Raw genomic sequence first — 18199 nt, forward strand, 5'->3', positions numbered from 1 at the left:
AATTAGTTGATTAGGATTTTTCCAATAATTTTTTGATTACAGGAACTTGTCCTAAATTAGTGATGTCTTCTTTTGATAAAACTATTAAGTTTGTATCTGATTCTGCTAATGTTGTGAAAGCAGAGATACTTTGGTCTTTAAAGTAGTTTTCGTCAACTGAGCGAAGGGCGTCTTGGATTTTTTGGATCCGGTAGCTTTCAGCATCCGCACGAGTTTTAGTTGCTTGTGCTTGTGCCTGCGCTGTTTCGACTAATGCTTTATTTTTGGCATCGGTCGTTAGTTTGATGTTACGTGCTTCACCTTCAGCTTTTGCAATTGCAGCGACACGTTCGCGGTCAGCCGTCAATTGTTTATCCATTGCCTTTTGGATCTCTTTTGAAGGTGTCAATTCGTCAATGTTGACCCGATCAACATTGATTCCGTAGATATTAGTTAAATCGCCGATCGCAGCTGCTAATTCAGCATTGATCTTTGAAGTTGAACCTAAAGCAGAGTTAAGATCCATTCGTCCGATAATATCGCGTAAGTGTCCGCGAACGAGTTGGGCCATCGATTCAACTGAATCAGAGTTTTCGTAGGTGTATTTTTGTGCGTCTGTTACGTGGTAATTTAGGGTCACGCTCGCTTCGATATCAGCATTATCTTGCGTGATAACAGAATATTTTTGTAAGCGTAGTGGATGCATTGCGAGTTCGACGATCCGGATCTTTTGAAAAACCGGAATGTAAAATTTTAACCCTGCATCGACTGAATATGAATATTTTCCCAACGTTTCAACGAGACCTTTACAGTTTTGACGTACGATTTTTATTCCAAGCATAGTTATTTTTCCCCTTCCTGTTTTAACGGACGCAGTGTCAAAATATTTCCCAAAACTTCAATAATGATGTAGTTTAAATTTGGCTCAAAAGGTTGGTTGCTTTCGATCAAATAACGATAGTAGATTCCCTCAACTTTAACTAGACCATCGATTTCATCAAATTGTTCGGGCTTGACGAGTTTTCCTAAAAATAATCTTTGTTCCAAGGGTTCCGAAGAATTGCCTTTAAGTGATAATGATTCGTTGACGATCGTCTGTAAAGTTGCATTAACGCTTTTGTTTTCTTGTTTCGCCTTTTTACTGAGTTTCTCTTTGAGTGACGTTGGTAAGCGAAATAAAAAAGTTGTCATATCATCTTTTTCCATAAAAAACCCCTATTTGACCTGATTATTTATAGCTTAATAATATCACAATGATATCATTGAAGGGAAGAAAAAAGACCACACCAAAAATTTTGATGTGGTCAGCTTATTTTTATCCTTGGTGTGAAGAACGACGTTTACGCAATGCGCGTCTACGGTGTTCGTCTAATACAGCTTCACGTTCTTCGATTGGTTCAATAACGGTCTTCTTAAAGGCAAAAACACAACCTGCTACAGCACTAAATGCTGTAAGTGCTCCAACTAAGAAGCCTTTTCCAAATGTCTTCATAGGAAATTCCTCCTTTTTGAATTACTAACAACTTTATTATGAATGATTGTTAAAAAAATATCCAGTAATACATCTTTGTTACAGTAACTATACTACGAACTGAGTTGGATTTAAAGTAAATATCTAAAAATTGGGCTAAAAAAAGCTAAGCGGAAGTGTTAAAATGGGTTAGTATTAATTTTTTGAAAGATTAAAAACTGTGATCTTAGAAAGGAAAAACGATGACACAAAAGCTGTTATTGATCGTGGGTCCAACAGCTGTTGGCAAAACGTCGTTGTCGATCGAATTAGCTCAAAAGTTTAATGGTGAGATCATTTCGGGAGATTCGATGCAAGTCTATCGTAAACTTGATGTTGGAACGGCTAAAGTCACTGCCGAAGAAATGCAAGGTGTAAAGCATTACATGCTAGACATAAATGAGATCGATGAACGTTTTTCAGTTGCTGATTTTATTCAGCTTTGTCAAACTGATATCGCTACGATCGCCCAAAATGAAGCTTTACCGATCATTGCAGGTGGAACAGGCTTTTACTTGCATGCACTACTAAATGATTTTCATTTGGGGCAAGATAGTTACGATGAGCAAATCAAGAATCGGTTAAAATGGCATCAATTTGCTAAAGAACATGGAAAACAAAAGCTATGGGATAAATTGGCGCAGATCGATGCCAAAGCTGCAGCTAAGATCCCGGTACAAAATGAACAACGCATTGTACGTGCACTTGAAGTTTATGAAAAAACAGGTAAACTGTTTTCAAGTCAAGCAGATCAAAAAAATCAGGAATTTGATCCTTTAGTGATCGGGTTGACAACTGAGCGTGTGTTACTTTATGAGCGGATAAATCAGCGCGTTGAGTTAATGGTTCAAAATGGACTGTTAGACGAAGCACGTTACCTCTACGAAAATGGGGGCGAGAAGTTACCTGCAGGAAAAGGAATCGGGTATAAAGAGTTTTATCCTTATTTTTCTGGGGATATTTCGTTAACTGAGGCAATCGAAACAGCTCAAAAAAACTCGCGCCATTATGCGAAACGCCAATTGACTTGGTTTCGCAATAAAATGGATGTAAATTGGTTTGATATTGTTCAACATCCAGAGCAAAGAAGTCAGATTGATGACCTAGTAGCAGACTGGCTAGCAAAATAAAAATTGAGAAAGGAAAGCTATATTTTAGGATAGAGATATAGCAATAAAAAAATGGTTTTAAATTCTTGGAAAGCTGATTTACCAGCTGATTTAGTTGCAAAAGTTGAAAAAGTAGATGAAAAGATCAAAGATCATCTCCAACTGATCGATGAACAAGTGATGTATAATCAACAACGTCTACTTAGCCTTTTTAGAAAACATCGCGTAGCCGAAGAAGATCTAGTTGGTTCGACGGGCTATGGCTTTGACGATATGGGACGTGAAAAATTAGAAGCAATCTTTGCGGACTACTTTAAAGCAGAAGATGCTTTGGTGCGCCCACAGTTGATTTCTGGGACGCATGCGATCGCTACTGCCTTTTACGGCGTTTTACGTCCAAACGACACGTTATATTATATGACAGGAATGCCTTATGATACGATCCAACAAGTGATCGGGATCGTGGGTGATAATCCAAAGACTTTGCATGAGTATGACATTAATTTTGACTATACTCCACTAAAAGAAAACGGTAAGGTTGATTACGATAGTGTTAAAGAAAAATTGACTACTGATGATTCGATCAAAGTTGTTGCGATCCAACGTTCTCGTGGCTATGCTACGCGTGAAAGTTTTGTGGTCGATGAAGTTCGTGAAATGATCGAATTTGTTAAAGAGTATGCGCCTAATGCGATTATCTTTATTGATAATTGCTACGGTGAATTTTCTGAAACAACTGAGCCATCTTTCTATGGAGCTGATTTAATGGCAGGATCGCTCTTTAAAAATGCTGGTGCTGGTATCGCTAAAGGGGGTGCCTTTCTTGTGGGGCGTAAAGATTTGATCGCTCAAGCGGCAGCTCAACTTTATGCTCCTGGCTTGGGTAAAGCTGAAGGGCCTACTTGGGGTTATCAACGTGATTTTTACCAAGGAGTCTTTATGGCACCTCATACGACAGGTGAAGCAATTAAGGGTGCGATTTACACTGCTGCTTTATTAGAAGAATTAGGGATGGATGTTTCGCCTAAGTGGGATGCACCCCGGACAGACCTTGTTCAGACCGTTACATTTGGTAAACCAGAACCGATGATCAAGTTTTGTGCAGCGATCCAACATAATTCACCAATGAATGCATTTGTTGACCCAGTTCCTAGTTATATGGATGGGTATGAAGATCAAGTTATTATGGCATCGGGGAGTTTTACTGAAGGTTCAACGATCGAACTTTCCTCGGATGGTCCATTGCGTCCGCCATACTGCTTATATATTCAAGGTGGTCTATCTTATGCTCACGTTAAATTAGCGGTAACGGCAGCTGCTAATGAAGCGTTTTACAAAGAAAATAAATAATTGATGTTAAAAGATGTTTCGTATTTTGCGAAACATCTTTTATTTTTTTAGTTTCATGTTATAAAATGTAACATAGGTTATTGACAAGTAATTTTAAAGTTGCTATGATTATGGAGTGATCAAAGGAGGGGTGTTATGAAGGAAAAAGAACTACGACGTTCGCTCGCTGTTTTACCGATTGGAACAGTGATGAAACTAACGGATTTGACTGCGCGCCAAATTCGTTATTATGAAGAGCAAGGGTTGGTTATCCCAGCACGTAACGAAGGAAATCGGCGGATGTATTCGTTGAATGATATTGATAAATTATTGGAAGTTAAGGATTACTTAGCTGAAGGGATCAATATGGCTGGGATCAAGCGAATCTATGAAGAAAGAGCACAAGAAGAGGCCGAAAAGCAAGCTAAGCGCGAAAAATCACTGACTGACGCAGATGTCAGACGGATCTTGCACGATGAATTTGTTGCGGTCAGTGGCTTGAGTAAGCAAAATCAGTTCTCTTTCCGAAATAACGGACTCTAATTAATTAACAAGGAGCGATCATGATGGGAAAACCTAGCTATACTAAAGACGATATTCGTAAAATGGCAAAAGAAGAAGAGGTCCAATTTTTACGCCTAATGTTTACTGATTTATACGGTACGATCAAAAATGTTGAAGTTCCGATCAGTCAGTTAGATAAAGTTTTAGATAATAAAATGATGTTTGACGGTTCTTCGATCGACGGTTTTGTGCGGATCGAAGAAAGTGATATGTGGCTTTACCCTGATCTTTCTACGTGGTTGATCTTTCCATGGGGAAGTGAACATGGCAAAGTAGCACGTTTGATCTGTGAGGTTTACAATGCCGACCGTACACCATTTTATGGTGATCCAAGAAACAACTTGATTCGAATCTTAGATGAAATGAAGGAAATGGGCTTCACTGACTTTAATATCGGACCAGAACCAGAATTTTTCTTATTTAAATTAGATCCTGAGACTGGTAAGCCAACGACACATTTAAATGATAAAGGTAGTTATTTCGACTTGGCTCCAGTTGATTTAGGAGAAAATTGCCGACGTGATATCGTATTAGAATTAGAAAAGCTAGGCTTTGATGTCGAAGCTTCTCATCATGAAGTCGCTCCAGGTCAACATGAGGTTGATTTTAAATATGCTGATGCGTTACACGCTTGTGACAATATCCAAACCTTTAAATTAGTCGTTAAGACGGTAGCTAGAAAATATGGGTTGCATGCAACCTTTATGCCAAAACCACTTGATCGGATCAATGGTTCAGGGATGCACTTGAACATGTCATTGTTTGATAAGAACGGTAATACTTTCTTTGATGAAAATGGTGAAGAACAACTTTCCGATGAAGCACGTTACTTCTTAGGTGGCTTGCTCAAACATGCGCGCAATTATACCGCTGTTATGAATCCTACGGTAAACTCATATAAACGTTTAGTACCTGGTTACGAAGCACCTGTTTACGTTGCTTGGTCTGGTCATAACCGTTCACCATTGATTCGGGTGCCGATTGCTCGTGGTTTATCAACTCGGGTCGAATTAAGAAGTGTTGATCCTTCAGCTAACCCATACTTAGCGGTGGCTGCTGTTTTAGCTGCTGGTCTAGATGGTTTACGTAATAAGATCGAACCACCAAAACCAGTTGACCGTAATATCTATGTGATGGATGAAGAAGAACGTAAAGCAAGTGGGATCGAGGATCTCCCATCGACCTTGCATAACGCATTAAAAGCATTAAAGACTGATGATGTGATCAAAAACGCAATGGGACCACACTTGTACAATAACTTTATCGAAGCTAAGCGTCTTGAATGGGAAGCTTATCGTCAAGAAGTTTCACAATGGGAACGTGATCAATACTTAGAACTTTACTAATAAGAAATTAATCCCCTTAATGTTCCGGGTCAGGAGCGTTAAGGGGATTATTTTAGTTGCTGATCAATTGGTCAGAAGTGGGGAAATCATGTGATGTGATTTGATTTAAGCCTAGGTGTACGATGTCTTTAGTGAAAATAAGTCGTTTTTGTTTAGGGGATACTTTGAGATAAACTGCATCTAAGTGATTATCGATTCGATAAAGTTTACCACTGACTGTTTCAAATTGACCGTTATGTTTTAAAAGGATCAAGGTAGCAGTTTTGGTTGATTTAATAGCTTGATTTAAAAATAGTTGAAGTTGTTTTGGAGGAATAACGGCATAATGTTCTGTGGGTGTTTCTGTGATTTCAGTAGGTTCGAAGAAAGACTGTGCCTTATCATGGAAGGTTTTAGTTAGTTGGTTTAATTTTTTTGAGTCAAAAAATTTTTTAAGTGACATAAATATCTCCTCCTAGAACATTTGTTTGATATTTATATTATATGAACGTTTGTTCGATAAATCAAGTCCCTTTTAAATTAAAATATATTTATCTGTTGTTGCTAGTTTGAAAATAATTTTCTGAGAAATTTCAATGAAAATGCTAAAAAACGTCGACGATGACTTGAAAATAATAGTAAAAAAGTGCAAAATGGTATATAAACTTATAAATTGAGGAGTTATTAAGCATGGCTAAAAGAGGAATGTTGATCGTTCTTTCGGGTCCATCCGGTGTTGGTAAAGGAACCGTTAGAAAAGAGATCTTTTCGGAAGATAGTAACAACTTTGATTATTCGATTTCAATGACAACACGGCAAAAGAGACCGGGTGAAGTTGATGGTAAGGATTATTACTTTGTTACCAAGGAAGAATTTGAAAAAGAAATCGCAGAAGATGGCATGCTTGAATATGCTCAATATGTTGACAATTACTACGGTACACCATTAAAATACGTTAATGAGATGCTTGATGCAGGTAAGGATGTCTTTTTAGAGATCGAAGTTAAAGGTGCAATGCAAGTTCGTAAAAAGGTTCCAGATGGACTTTTTATCTTTTTGACACCACCAGATTTGATGGAATTGCGCCAACGGATCATTAACCGTGGAACTGATGATCTAGCAACGATCAATAAGCGTATGGAAAAGGCAAAAGATGAGATCGAAATGATGCAAAATTATGATTATGCTGTGGTAAATGATGAAGTACCAAAGGCAGCAGAAAAGATCAAGACGATCATTCGCGCCGAACGTTGGCGGGTAAAACGCTTCTTACCTGATTATAAGAAACAGTTAGGAGATGTAAAGTAATGATTTTATATCCATCAGTTGATGAACTTTTAGAACGAGTAGATTCACGTTATTCATTGATCATGCTTGCTTCTAAGCGTGCCCATGAATTGGATGCTGGTGCGCGCCCAATGTTAAGTGAATATGAATCAGTAAAAAGTGTTGGTCGTGCTTTAGAAGAAATCGTTGCAGGTGATCTTAAGATCAAATCTGTTGGCGAAGAAGGTTAAGACCGCAGATAAAATGAGACCAGGGCAATTCCTTGGTCTCATTTTTTGTTTTTAATCAAATTTCTAAATTCTGCTACAATGGAAATAGCTTTAATAAAGGGATTGATCTTGTGAAAAATAAACATATAGCATTATATATAAGTGGCGGTATTGCTGTTTATAAAGCAGCAATGCTTGCGCGACTTTTTATTAAAAAAGGAGCAAAAGTTCGAGTAGCTATGACTAAAGCTGCCCAAGAATTTGTGACACCGCTGACCTTTAAGGGATTAACGCATCATGAAGTTTATACAGACTTATTTTCTAAACATGGCTCACCAGTGCCACATATTGAATTAGCCGATTGGAGTGATCTGGCTGTAGTAGTACCAGCAACTGCTGATATTTTAGCTAAGATGGCGCAAGGAATCGCTGCTGATTTTGTTTCAACGGCACTTTTGGCTACGGAAGTCCCGAAATATGTTGTACCGGCAATGAATAATAAAATGTGGGCAAATCCAGCAACTAGAAGAAATGTTGCACAACTAAAAACTGATGGTGTTAATGTGTTAGAACCAGCAACTGGCTTTTTAGCTGAGGGTTACGACGGAAAAGGGCGCATGCCAGAACCAGAAGAAATCTTAACTTGGATCGAAGGAACACAAGCTAGTAATTTTGCAAAAGACCTTGCGGGAAAAAAGATCTTACTTAGTGCAGGGGGAACGATCGAGCCGATCGATCCAGTTCGTTATTTGGCTAATCGCTCCAGTGGTAAGATGGGCTATGCCTTAGCAGAAGTTGCTCAGAGTAGAGGGGCAAAGGTTACACTAGTTTCTGGTCCTACTGCTTTAAAAGCACCTAAAGGAGTCGAAGTGATCAACGTTAAAACTGCCCGTGAAATGGAAGCTGAAATGTTAGCTCATTACGCGACAGCAGATTTTGTGATCATGGCAGCTGCTGTCGCTGATTATCGTCTTGCCCAAGTTTATGAGCAAAAAGTCAAAAAAGTTGGTGAGACTTGGCAATTGAACTTGGTTCGCAATCCAGACATTTTAAAGCATCTAGGTGAATTGAAACAACAGCAACTTTTAGTGGGATTTGCTGCTGAGACGACCGAACTAGTGAAACATGCAACCGAAAAATTACGCCAAAAAAATGTAGATCTATTGGTGGCAAATGATGTTTCAAGAAAAGATATTGGTTTTGGGACCAATGATAATGCAGCTTTATTATTGACTAGAGATAAAGCACCACAGGAAACGGGTAAGATGACAAAACAACAATTAGCAAATTTGATTTATGATCGTCTTTTAGAACTAGCGAAAGAAAGGGAATAAGATGGCTGAATATGCACAAGTGATCGTTGATGTCCCAACGATGCAAACCAATCGCCCATATACTTATAAAATTCCCACAAAATTGCAGTCACAACTTGAATGTGGGATGCGAGTCATTGTACCTTTTGGCAAGGGTGAACGCAAGATCCAAGGATTTGTGGTCGGTTTTGCGACCAAAGAAGAGTTTGTAGAAAATATTGAAATCAAAGAAATTATCAGTACGATGGATCTAGCGCCAGTCCTGGCAAAAGAAGGGCTACTTCTAGCAGATTGGTTAGCGCAAAAAACATTTTCTTTTAAAATTAGTTGTTTACAAGCGATGTTACCTAATGTGATGCGCGCAAGTTACACTAAAAAACTAAGGGTCCTTTCACCTGAATTACTTTCTGATGAAGTGAAACTATTTTTTGCCGGTCAAGCGGAAGTTGAATTTAATGAAGAGCAGCTTTCGACAAAACTACTACGTGAATTAACCTTGTTAAGGAAAAAAGATGCTTTAGAAGTTATTTATCAAGTAAATGATCGAGCTAAACCAAAAATGGTTATGATGATCACTTCACTAGTTACAAGAGAAAATTATGAAATGCTAAAAAAACAAGTTCGTAAAAACGCGACTCGTCAGCTTGAGTTATTAGCCTTTTTAGCGCAAAAATCAGGGCAAACCTTTGCACGCTCAGAATTACCAACAAATTTAGTGCAAACTTTAAGCCAACTAAAAAAAGCTGCTGAACTTGGTTGGATCAAGTTGGAAGAAAAAGAAGCTTATCGTGATCCATATGCCACTAAAGAAGTTCAAAAGACGCAACCACAAAAATTAACTGCTGAACAACAAGTAGCAGTAGATGCTGTTTCACAAGCAATTGATGCTAAACAAGCCCAACCTTTTTTATTACAAGGGGTAACTGGGAGTGGAAAAACAGAAGTCTATTTGCAAACTATCGCTCATGCTTTGAAAAATGGTCAAACAGCTTTGATGCTTGTCCCTGAAATATCTTTGACCCCCCAAATGGTCCAAAGAGTTAAAGCACGCTTTGGGAGTCAAGTTGCCATGCTTCACAGTGCACTATCAGATGGTGAACGCTATGATGAGTGGCGACGGATCGAACGAAAAGAAGCTAAAGTTGTTGTTGGGGCACGCTCGGCGGTATTTGCTCCCGTCAGTGATTTAGGCGTGATCATTGTTGATGAAGAACACGAAACAAGTTACAAACAAGAAGATATGCCCCGTTATCATGCACGGAATGTAGTATTATGGCGTGCTAAGTATCATCACTGTCCCGTTATTTTAGGATCGGCTACACCGGCGCTTGAAACTAGAGCACGGGCACAAAAGGGCGTTTATCGCCATTTAAAATTGACGAAACGGATCAATGGTAATGCTTTACCACAAGTAGAGTTAGTTGATATGCGCCAGGCAATCAGAACCGCACCACGTCCAGATTTTTCGGAAGTTTTATTGGCGCAGATCAAAGAACGTTTAGCTCGTAACGAACAAGTTGTTTTAATGTTAAATCGGCGTGGTTATTCTTCGTTTGTACTTTGTCGGGAATGTGGCTTTGTTTTGAAGTGTCCTAATTGTGACGTTTCTTTAACATTGCATATGGATACGCACTCAATGAAATGTCATTATTGTGGACATGAAGAAGCAATTCCCCAGAGATGTCCTAGTTGTAATAGTAAAAAGATCCAATATTATGGAACGGGAACGCAGAAAGTTCAAGCAGAACTAGAAAAGTTACTCCCAAACGCGCGGATTTTACGTATGGATGTTGATACGACACGTAAAAAAGGTGCCCATGAACGGTTACTGGCAAAATTTGGCGCACATGAAGCCGATATTTTACTAGGGACGCAGATGATCGCAAAGGGATTAGATTTTCCTAATGTAACGTTAGTAGGAGTCTTAAATGCTGACACTGCTTTGGGATTGCCAGATTACCGATCAAGTGAGCGAACATTTCAGTTATTGACCCAAGTGAGTGGGCGTGCAGGACGTGCAGATAAAAGTGGTCAAGTAGTGATCCAAACTTATAATCCGGAGCACTATGCGATCCAGTTAGCTTGTAAACAAGATTATGAACGCTTTTTCTTTTATGAAATGAATTTGCGTCATTTAAATCACTATCCACCGTATTACTATACGATCAGGTTAACAGTTAGCGCAAAAACTGAGGCAGCCGCGGCTAAAGAAAGTTTTGCGATCAAAAAGTCCTTAGATCAATGTTTAAGCCCTGAGGCAATTGTCTTAGGACCAACGCCTAGTTCGATTTTACGGATCAACAATCGGTTTTATTACCAATTAGTGATAAAATATAAGAGTGAACCTGCACTTGAAACTTATTTGCACGAGTTATTGTTGCAAAGTCAGCAGGGTGAAAGAAAAGGGATCCAGGTCGTGATCGATCGTGACCCGGTCAATTTCTTATAAGTAATTAAAGAGATAAAAGGATGAATTAAAAATGACATCAGTTGTATTTATGGGAACACCAGCTTTTGCTGCCCCAATTTTAGAAGGTCTGATCAACGCAGATTATGACGTTAAAGCAGTGGTGACACAACCAGATCGCTATACCGGAAGAAAAAGAGTTTTAACTGCTTCTCCAGTTAAACAAATAGCGCAAAAATATGATATTCCAGTATTACAACCAGAAAAAATCTCTGGTAGTGAGGAAATGCAAAAAATTATCGAATTGGCGCCAGATTTGATCGTTACTGCTGCTTTTGGGCAATTTTTACCCATGAAATTGATCGAAGCTGCTAAAATAGGTGCGATCAATGTTCATGGTTCATTATTGCCTAAATATCGTGGGGGTGCCCCAGTTCAATATGCGATCATGAATGGTGAGCAAAAAACTGGCGTAACGATTATTTATATGGTCAAAAAAATGGATGCAGGCGATATGTTAGCGCAAGCAGAAATGCCAATCAAAAAAGATGATGACACTGCTTCGATCTTTAGTAAAATGAGTATTTTAGGGCGTGATACGCTCTTAGAGCTGTTACCTGATCTTATTTCTGGTAAGCTAAAAGCTACGCCTCAAGATGAAACACAAGTTGTCTTTTCACCAACGATCAAGCCGGAAGAAGAAACTCTTTCTTTGGATATGACAGCTCAACAGATCGATTGGAAAGTGCGCGCTTTAAGACCAGCACCAGGGGCTTACTTTGCTGATTTTAAGGGAAAACGGACTAAGCTTTGGGACGTTGAACCGATCGAAATGAAAAGTGAGTTTGAACCAGGAGTAGTAGCTCATGTTACAAAACATGAATTATATTTAACGGCTGCTGATCATACCGTCTATCGGATCAATGTTTTACAACCTGCTGGAAAACCAAAATTAAAAATTACCGATTATTTAAATGGAGTGGGCCAAGGATTAAAGGTCGGACAAAAGGTGATCGTAGATGACAAACAAAATCAATAAAACTCCGCGCTACTTGGCAGTCGAATTATTGGAACGCGTTGAAAAAAGTGGCGCTTATTCTAACTTAGCGTTAAATCAAGCAATTACAAGTAATGACTTAAGTAAGCGCGATGCTCATTTACTGACAAATATCGTGTATGGGGTGATCCAACATAAATTGACTTTGGAATATTATTTAGTTCCATTTATCAAAAATCCCCAAAAATTACAAAATTGGGTCAAGCAATTGCTATTAACTGCGCTTTATCAGCAGCTTTATTTGGATAATATTCCTAAAAGAGCAGTCTTTAATGAAACGATCGAGATCGCTAAGGTTAAAGGTCATGCTGGGATCAGAAAATTTGTGACTGGCGTTTTACATGCGATTGATCGCAAAGGTTTGCCAAAGATCGAACAGATCAATGATCCGCTTGAACGTTTAAGTGTCAAAACGAGTACGCCATTATGGTTAGTTAAACAACTAGTTAAAGAACTGGGCGAAAAAAAGGCCAGCTCGATTTTATCATCAATTAATCAAGCACCTAAGCAAACTATTCGGATAAATACGAAGTTGGAGACTAAAGAACAAGTCATTGAAAGTTTGGCTAAAGAACAAATCGTTGCTACGCCAAGTTTGGTGACCCCGTTAGCGTTACAGATCGAATCGGGCTTTATTCCCACAAGCGAGACGTTTAAGGCTGGTAAAGTGATCGTTCAAGATGAAAGTGCGATGCTTGCAGTTGAATCAATGAATATTGCGCCAAATGACAAGGTACTAGATGCGTGTGCGGCTCCGGGCGGAAAAACGACCCAAATTGCTGCAAATTTAACAGATGGCATGGTTTATGGGCTAGATATTCATAAGCATAAAGTAAAGCTTATTCAAGAAAATGCCAAGCGGGCTCAAGTCCAAACACAAGTCCAAGCTAAGCAGTTAGATGCGCGTAAAGTTTCAGAAGTATTTGAAAAAGAGAGTTTTGATAAGATCTTGGTCGATGCCCCGTGTTCTGGAATCGGGCTGATGCGACGCAAACCGGAAGTTAAGTATGAAAAACAGCTAGCTGATTCTAAAAATCTTCATCGGATTCAAGTAGAGATTTTAAATGCAGTGGCACCACACTTAAAAGTCGGTGGAATTTTAACATACAGTACTTGCACGATTTTAGATGAAGAAAATCAACAAACTGTGACAGAATTTTTACAACAGCATCCAGAATTTGAACAGGTAAAAACCCAGACTGCAGCTAATCTAAAACCTGAACGCAAGGAATTAGGCTTGGCGATTTATCCAGATGATTATTTATCAGATGGCTTTTATATTGCAACATTAGTAAAGAAGAATTGAGGTGTAAACATGCAGATCGTATATACGAGTGATGTAGGGAAAGTCCGTAAAGTAAATGAAGATCGTGTAGGGGCTTTTGAGAATAAAAGAGGTCATATTTTAGCACTTGTAGCCGATGGTCTAGGTGGTCATTTAGGTGGCGAAGTTGCTTCGGATATGGCAGTATCTCATTTAGGTTATTTATTTGAAGAAACATCCTTAGATAATGTGACTGATGCTAGTGAATGGTTAAAAGGGCAAGTAGTCGTTGAAAACGATAGTATTTTACAGCGGGCAGATCAGTATCAAGATCTTGCTGGCATGGGGACTACACTCGTATGTGCGTTGCTGTTTACTGACAAGGCGATGATCTCAAATATTGGTGATAGTCGAGCGTATCGTTTAAGGGATGGTAATTTTGAACAAATCACAGAAGATCATTCATATGTCAATGAATTAGTTAAACGTGGTGAGATCAGTAAAGAAGAAGCCAAACATCATCCGCATAAAAATATTATTACCCGAACTTTAGGTATCTCTAAGCAAGCAAAGGTCGATTCTCAAGTTGTTTCTTTACAACAGGGGGATATTTTTCTATTGTGTTCTGATGGGTTGACTAACATGGTCGATGATTTAAAGATTCAAACGATTTTAGTTGATGAGACTACTAGTTTAGAAAATAAGTGTTCTGAGTTGGTCGACCAGGCCAATTTGGCAGGCGGGTCAGATAATATCACGGTATTACTGATCAAGGTAGATCAAGGGGGCAAACCAAAATGAGAAGTGGCTACATCTTGGGTGGCCGCTATCAAATGATACGAACCCTTGGTGAAGGTGGAATGGCAAATGTTTACTTGGCCCATGATCTAATTTTAAAACGTGATGTGGCAGTAAAACTTTTGCGCCTAGATCTACGCGATGATAAATCTGCAGTGCGTCGCTTTCATCGTGAAGCAAATTCGTTGATCGAGCTTGATAACCCACATATCGTTGAAATCTTTGATGTGGGTGAAGAACAAGGCATGCAATACTTAGTGATGGAATATGTTAAGGGAACAGACCTAAAACAATACATTGAAAAAAATAGGCCCCTAAGTTATGAGCATGTAATAAAGATCATGGAACAGATCTTAAATGCAGTTTTGGAGGCTCATAATCATGGCATTATTCACCGTGATCTCAAGCCCCAAAATATTTTGATGGATGAAGCAGGTAATGTAAAGATTACCGATTTTGGAATTGCAGTTGCGGTCGCAGAAGAAACAATGACAAGGACCAATACTTTGATGGGATCTGTTCACTATATTTCACCAGAACAAGCTAGGGGTAGTATGATCACGCAACAATCCGATATTTACTCGTTAGGGATAATCTTATTTGAAATGCTAACAGGACATGTGCCGTATGATGGTGAGACGGCTGTTTCTATCGTGTTGAAACATTATCGCAGCCAAATGCCATCACCGCGCTTATATGACGAGAATATTCCCCAAGCCTTAGAAAATATCGTCTTGCATGCAACTGCTAAAAATTTAGCGGAGCGTTACCAAAATGTGCGTGAGATGGCAGCTGATTTAAAAACTTGTTTAGCTGAAGAACGCAAGTCAGAAGCTAAGTGGCGACCACAAAAAGTCGTGGATGATGAAACGAAAATCTTACCTGATTTTTTTGCAGCTGATTTAGCTAAGAAAAACTTAGCTGAAACGATTGAAATTCACTCAGACATTGCTAACACAAAACCACCTAAGCTAAAGAAAAAGGGTAAAAAAAGAAAACTAGTAAGATTTTTTGTGATGTTCGTGATTTTACTTATTTTGGGGGTATTAGCCTATCTGTATTTTATTCCTAAAGAAATCAGCATGCCTAATTTAAAAGGAATGCATCAAAGAGAAGCAATGCAACTTTTAAAGAGCCAAAAATTGACCCTGGGTAAAGTCAGTTACCAATATGACTCACATTACGATGCGGGATGTATTAGTGCAACAACTCCTAGTAGCGGGACTAAAATCAAACAGTGGAGTGAAGTGGACATAGTTTTGTCGAAAGGTGTCCAAAAAAAGGCGTTTGGTGACTATCGCCGACGCTCTTATAGCGATGTTAGTCAACGGCTAAAGAAACAAGGTGTAACCGTCAAAAAGAAGTCGCAATATTCTGACAGTGTGGCACGTGGTGAAATTATTGCACAATCGATCTCACCTACAAAAAAAGTTGATTTTTCAAAAACAACGGTCACTTTTACGGTCAGCAAAGGACCTAATACGGAAGGTATGCGTGATTTGATCGGTTATACGCTAAGTGAAGTTAAAGCGTATGCCGAAGAATGCGGCTTAACATTAGTGGTAAAAAAAGAAAAAGTTACTACGGAAATCGAAAAAAATACGGTGATCAGTCAAGAGCCTCCTGTTGGCACACCACTTCATGCTGGCGATGTCTTGGAAGTTACCGTAGCAAAAAGTTAAGAAAGGTGATAAATTAATTGACAAAAGGACAAATTAGACAATCTTTAAGCGGTTATTATGATGTTGTTACCGAAGATGGAGCAGAATATCGTACACGAGCACGGGGAAATTTCCGGAAAAAAAAACAAACGCCATTAGTAGGTGATTTTGTAGAATTTAAAGCAGATAAGGTCGACGAAGGCTATATTTTAGAGATTTATCCGCGGAAAAATCAATTAATCCGTCCACCAATGGCTAATATTGATACGGCTATCGTAGTAACTGCCTGTGTGGAACCAGATTTTTCTAGTAATCTGCTCGATCGTCAATTGGTAATGCTTGAAGCAAATCAAGTTTCACCGGTGTTATATTTTTCTAAATTTGATCTTTTAGATGAGACTAAAGCTAAAAAAATTACGGAAATAGTTGAGTATTATCGCCAATTTTACCCAGTTTATTTAGGGGGGCTACCAGCTGACCAAAATGTTTTAACTGAAATGCTTGCTAACCTTCATCAGCAAGTTATCGTCGTAATGGGACAAACAGGGGCAGGCAAGTCAACTTTATTAAACCAATTAAAGCCCAACCTAAATTTAGCTACCGGTGAGATCTCCAAGGCTTTGAGTCGGGGAAGACATACGACCCGTAAGGTTTCTTTGCTTCCAATCGGTGATAACTTATTAGCTGATACACCAGGTTTTTCGTCCTTTGAATTACTTGATATTGACAAGGAATCTTTACCGTTACTATTTCCAGATTTTACGGTATTACAAGCAGGATGTAAATTTAGGGGATGTTTACATATCAATGAACCTAAATGTGCAGTCAAAGAAGCCGTTTTAAGTGAAAAAATCTTGCCTAGTCGTTATGATAATTATAAACATTTCTATGAGGCGATCATTAATCAAAAACCAAAATATCGCTAAAACAGGTGGAGTCATGTGTGAACCTGAAATAGAGTTAGAAAAGTAGAATTAATTGAAAGGAAAGCTATGTAAACTCCAAGAATAATAATTGATTATTCTGTTACAATACATAGTCAAGAGAAAGTCATGAAAATCGCACCTTCAATTTTAAGTGCAAATTTTGCTGAATTAAAAAAAGATGTTTCCACAGTCGAACAAGCAGGCGCAGAGTACCTGCATATTGATATCATGGATGGTCATTTTGTTGAAAACTTAACGTTTGGTGCTAATGTTGTGCAAGCATTGCGCCCTTATTCCAAACTTGTTTTTGATTGTCATTTGATGGTTGATCGTCCAGAAGATTATATTTCCGAGTTGGCTACTGCTGGTGCCGATGTAATCGGGGTCCATATTGAAGCTACTCCTCATATTCACCGGGTGTTAAGCCAAATCAAAGCAGCTGGTGTTAAAGCTGAAGTTGTTATTAATCCAGGGACGCCAGTTTCAATGATAACCGAAGTTTTGCCTTTAGTTGATCAAGTTTTAGTTATGACAGTTGATCCTGGCTTTGGTGGACAAGCATTTTTACCTGAAACTCTCAAAAAAGTAGAAGAATTAGCGCAATATAAACGTGATACAGGCGCACAATTTGAAATTGAAGTTGATGGTGGCATCAATGACGAAACGATCAAACAAGCAGCTAAAGCAGGAGCAACCGTTGCCGTAGCTGGGTCGTATGTTTTTGGAGATGAACCAGCTAAAAAAGTAGCTTTATTAAAGGCAGCTGTGGCAGATCAATGATCGTGAATTTATTGGTGGGTGGTCCAAGGGAATTTCTCCCCATTGATATTTTTAACAATATGGCAAATGAAATTTGGGTCGGTGCTGATTTAGGTGCTGTGCGTTTGTGTGAAGCTGGGATCAAGCCAGCGTTTTCAGTTGGTGATTTTGATACTGCAACACCTAAACAAACCCAACTTGTTAAAAATATGAGTTTAGATTTGGTAACATTACCAGCGCAAAAAGACTATACGGATACAGAAGTCGCATTACTTGAGATCCAAAAACGCTACCGCCCAACTGAAATCAGGGTATACGGTGCAACTGGTGGTCGAATCGATCATTTGTTGGCCAACTTGTTGAGCGTTTTGCGGTTAGATTTTCCGCTATTTGTCGAAAAAGTAAAATTTTATGATCGGCAAAACAATATTAGTTTTTATTTGCCCGGAGAATATGAATTGATCCAGATACCGACCATGAAATATCTCTCTTTTGTGACTTTGACGTCGGTAAAAGATTTGACCTTGCCCGATGAGAAGTATCAACTTTTTGAGCACGACGCCGAACTTCCGCTAGCATATATCAGCAATGAATTTGTTGGTAAAAAGGCACACTTTTCCTTTACCGAAGGGATAATTTGTGTTATTCAAAGTAAAGATAAATAATCTCTTGCTAAGACAAAGTATTTTGCTGTATAAGCAA

At 38.7% G+C, this 18199-nt stretch carries 19 protein-coding genes; 15 read left to right on the forward strand and 4 right to left on the reverse strand.

Annotated elements, in window-relative coordinates:
- Positions 1-10: 10 nt before the first annotated feature.
- From FC32_RS07155 to FC32_RS10435, 3 genes are all read right to left on the reverse strand, one after another.
- Positions 11-820, reverse strand: a complete 810-nt coding sequence (locus FC32_RS07155) for an SPFH domain-containing protein (protein ID WP_025086936.1) — start codon at positions 818-820, stop codon at positions 11-13.
- A 2-nt stretch (positions 821-822) separates the two neighbouring features.
- Positions 823-1185 (reverse strand): Arc family DNA-binding protein, encoded by a 363-nt coding sequence (locus FC32_RS07160; protein ID WP_025086935.1) that lies wholly within the window; start codon positions 1183-1185, stop codon positions 823-825.
- Between the two features lie 109 nt (positions 1186-1294).
- The gene (locus tag FC32_RS10435; RefSeq protein ID WP_081780054.1) at positions 1295-1471 is read right to left on the reverse strand and encodes a DUF3042 family protein; all 177 of its coding nucleotides are present in this window, start codon (positions 1469-1471) and stop codon (positions 1295-1297) included.
- 221 nt (positions 1472-1692) lie between these two features.
- Between FC32_RS10435 and miaA the strand changes: the two genes are divergently transcribed.
- The 4 genes from miaA (at position 1693) to glnA (ending at position 5837) form a co-directional block, all read left to right on the forward strand.
- Positions 1693-2619 (forward strand): tRNA (adenosine(37)-N6)-dimethylallyltransferase MiaA, encoded by a 927-nt coding sequence (miaA, locus tag FC32_RS07165; RefSeq protein WP_025086934.1) that lies wholly within the window; start codon positions 1693-1695, stop codon positions 2617-2619.
- A gap of 51 nt (positions 2620-2670) precedes the next feature.
- A complete protein-coding gene (locus FC32_RS07170) occupies positions 2671-3948 on the forward strand; it encodes a methionine gamma-lyase family protein (protein ID WP_025086933.1) in 1278 nt (425 codons plus the stop codon).
- A 135-nt stretch (positions 3949-4083) separates the two neighbouring features.
- Entirely contained in the window at positions 4084-4470 is a 387-nt protein-coding gene (locus tag FC32_RS07175) for a MerR family transcriptional regulator (protein WP_025086932.1), read from the forward strand.
- A 23-nt stretch (positions 4471-4493) separates the two neighbouring features.
- Positions 4494-5837 (forward strand): type I glutamate--ammonia ligase, encoded by a 1344-nt coding sequence (gene glnA, locus FC32_RS07180; protein ID WP_025086931.1) that lies wholly within the window; start codon positions 4494-4496, stop codon positions 5835-5837.
- A 52-nt stretch (positions 5838-5889) separates the two neighbouring features.
- On the opposite strand, the gene FC32_RS07185 is transcribed toward glnA, so the two are convergent.
- Complete coding sequence (locus tag FC32_RS07185; protein ID WP_056957352.1) at positions 5890-6279, reverse strand: hypothetical protein; 390 nt, start codon at positions 6277-6279, stop codon at positions 5890-5892.
- 227 nt (positions 6280-6506) lie between these two features.
- Between FC32_RS07185 and gmk the strand changes: the two genes are divergently transcribed.
- The 11 genes from gmk to FC32_RS07240 all read left to right on the forward strand — a co-directional run bounded on the left by gmk (position 6507) and on the right by FC32_RS07240 (position 18162).
- Positions 6507-7124, forward strand: a complete 618-nt coding sequence (gmk, locus tag FC32_RS07190) for a guanylate kinase (protein ID WP_025086930.1) — start codon at positions 6507-6509, stop codon at positions 7122-7124.
- Positions 7124-7333, forward strand: a complete 210-nt coding sequence (rpoZ, locus tag FC32_RS07195; RefSeq protein ID WP_025086929.1) for a DNA-directed RNA polymerase subunit omega — start codon at positions 7124-7126, stop codon at positions 7331-7333. Before gmk ends, rpoZ begins: the two co-directional genes overlap by 1 nt.
- Before the next feature lie 110 nt (positions 7334-7443).
- On the forward strand, positions 7444-8646 hold the full coding sequence (gene coaBC / locus FC32_RS07200; protein WP_056957436.1) for a bifunctional phosphopantothenoylcysteine decarboxylase/phosphopantothenate--cysteine ligase CoaBC: 1203 nt from the start codon (positions 7444-7446) through the stop codon (positions 8644-8646).
- Between the two features lies 1 nt (position 8647).
- On the forward strand, positions 8648-11074 hold the full coding sequence (gene priA / locus FC32_RS07205; protein ID WP_056957353.1) for a primosomal protein N': 2427 nt from the start codon (positions 8648-8650) through the stop codon (positions 11072-11074).
- 31 nt (positions 11075-11105) lie between these two features.
- Positions 11106-12071, forward strand: a complete 966-nt coding sequence (gene fmt / locus FC32_RS07210) for a methionyl-tRNA formyltransferase (RefSeq protein WP_025086928.1) — start codon at positions 11106-11108, stop codon at positions 12069-12071.
- Complete coding sequence (gene rsmB, locus FC32_RS07215; protein ID WP_025086927.1) at positions 12052-13395, forward strand: 16S rRNA (cytosine(967)-C(5))-methyltransferase RsmB; 1344 nt, start codon at positions 12052-12054, stop codon at positions 13393-13395. The genes fmt and rsmB overlap by 20 nt, the downstream gene beginning before the upstream one ends.
- Positions 13396-13404: 9 nt before the next feature.
- Complete coding sequence (locus FC32_RS07220) at positions 13405-14154, forward strand: Stp1/IreP family PP2C-type Ser/Thr phosphatase (RefSeq protein WP_025086926.1); 750 nt, start codon at positions 13405-13407, stop codon at positions 14152-14154.
- On the forward strand, positions 14151-15833 hold the full coding sequence (gene pknB, locus FC32_RS07225) for a Stk1 family PASTA domain-containing Ser/Thr kinase (protein WP_025086925.1): 1683 nt from the start codon (positions 14151-14153) through the stop codon (positions 15831-15833). The genes FC32_RS07220 and pknB overlap by 4 nt, the downstream gene beginning before the upstream one ends.
- A 17-nt stretch (positions 15834-15850) precedes the next feature.
- Positions 15851-16738 carry a ribosome small subunit-dependent GTPase A gene (gene rsgA, locus FC32_RS07230; protein ID WP_056957354.1) on the forward strand — a complete coding sequence of 296 codons (888 nt, stop codon included), beginning with the start codon at positions 15851-15853 and terminating at the stop codon, positions 16736-16738.
- A 126-nt stretch (positions 16739-16864) separates the two neighbouring features.
- Positions 16865-17518 (forward strand): ribulose-phosphate 3-epimerase, encoded by a 654-nt coding sequence (gene rpe / locus FC32_RS07235; protein WP_025086924.1) that lies wholly within the window; start codon positions 16865-16867, stop codon positions 17516-17518.
- Positions 17515-18162 carry a thiamine diphosphokinase gene (locus FC32_RS07240; RefSeq protein WP_025086923.1) on the forward strand — a complete coding sequence of 216 codons (648 nt, stop codon included), beginning with the start codon at positions 17515-17517 and terminating at the stop codon, positions 18160-18162. Before rpe ends, FC32_RS07240 begins: the two co-directional genes overlap by 4 nt.
- Positions 18163-18199 lie beyond the last annotated feature (37 nt).

This window comes from Ligilactobacillus apodemi DSM 16634 = JCM 16172, from assembly GCF_001434405.1.
GTDB classification, from domain to species: Bacteria; Bacillota; Bacilli; order Lactobacillales; family Lactobacillaceae; genus Ligilactobacillus; species Ligilactobacillus apodemi.

Coding starts and splice junctions, on each gene's coding strand:
- FC32_RS07185 (WP_056957352.1), bottom strand. CDS start 6,279: ATGTCACTTAAAAAATTTTTTGACTCAAAAAAATTAAACCAACTAACT.
- FC32_RS10435 (WP_081780054.1), bottom strand. CDS start 1,471: ATGAAGACATTTGGAAAAGGCTTCTTAGTTGGAGCACTTACAGCATTT.
- gmk (WP_025086930.1), top strand. CDS start 6,507: ATGGCTAAAAGAGGAATGTTGATCGTTCTTTCGGGTCCATCCGGTGTT.
- fmt (WP_025086928.1), top strand. CDS start 11,106: ATGACATCAGTTGTATTTATGGGAACACCAGCTTTTGCTGCCCCAATT.
- rpoZ (WP_025086929.1), top strand. CDS start 7,124: ATGATTTTATATCCATCAGTTGATGAACTTTTAGAACGAGTAGATTCA.
- priA (WP_056957353.1), top strand. CDS start 8,648: ATGGCTGAATATGCACAAGTGATCGTTGATGTCCCAACGATGCAAACC.
- pknB (WP_025086925.1), top strand. CDS start 14,151: ATGAGAAGTGGCTACATCTTGGGTGGCCGCTATCAAATGATACGAACC.
- rpe (WP_025086924.1), top strand. CDS start 16,865: ATGAAAATCGCACCTTCAATTTTAAGTGCAAATTTTGCTGAATTAAAA.
- FC32_RS07240 (WP_025086923.1), top strand. CDS start 17,515: ATGATCGTGAATTTATTGGTGGGTGGTCCAAGGGAATTTCTCCCCATT.
- FC32_RS07175 (WP_025086932.1), top strand. CDS start 4,084: ATGAAGGAAAAAGAACTACGACGTTCGCTCGCTGTTTTACCGATTGGA.
- glnA (WP_025086931.1), top strand. CDS start 4,494: ATGGGAAAACCTAGCTATACTAAAGACGATATTCGTAAAATGGCAAAA.
- FC32_RS07160 (WP_025086935.1), bottom strand. CDS start 1,185: ATGGAAAAAGATGATATGACAACTTTTTTATTTCGCTTACCAACGTCA.
- rsmB (WP_025086927.1), top strand. CDS start 12,052: ATGACAAACAAAATCAATAAAACTCCGCGCTACTTGGCAGTCGAATTA.
- FC32_RS07220 (WP_025086926.1), top strand. CDS start 13,405: ATGCAGATCGTATATACGAGTGATGTAGGGAAAGTCCGTAAAGTAAAT.
- FC32_RS07170 (WP_025086933.1), top strand. CDS start 2,671: ATGGTTTTAAATTCTTGGAAAGCTGATTTACCAGCTGATTTAGTTGCA.
- miaA (WP_025086934.1), top strand. CDS start 1,693: ATGACACAAAAGCTGTTATTGATCGTGGGTCCAACAGCTGTTGGCAAA.
- FC32_RS07155 (WP_025086936.1), bottom strand. CDS start 820: ATGCTTGGAATAAAAATCGTACGTCAAAACTGTAAAGGTCTCGTTGAA.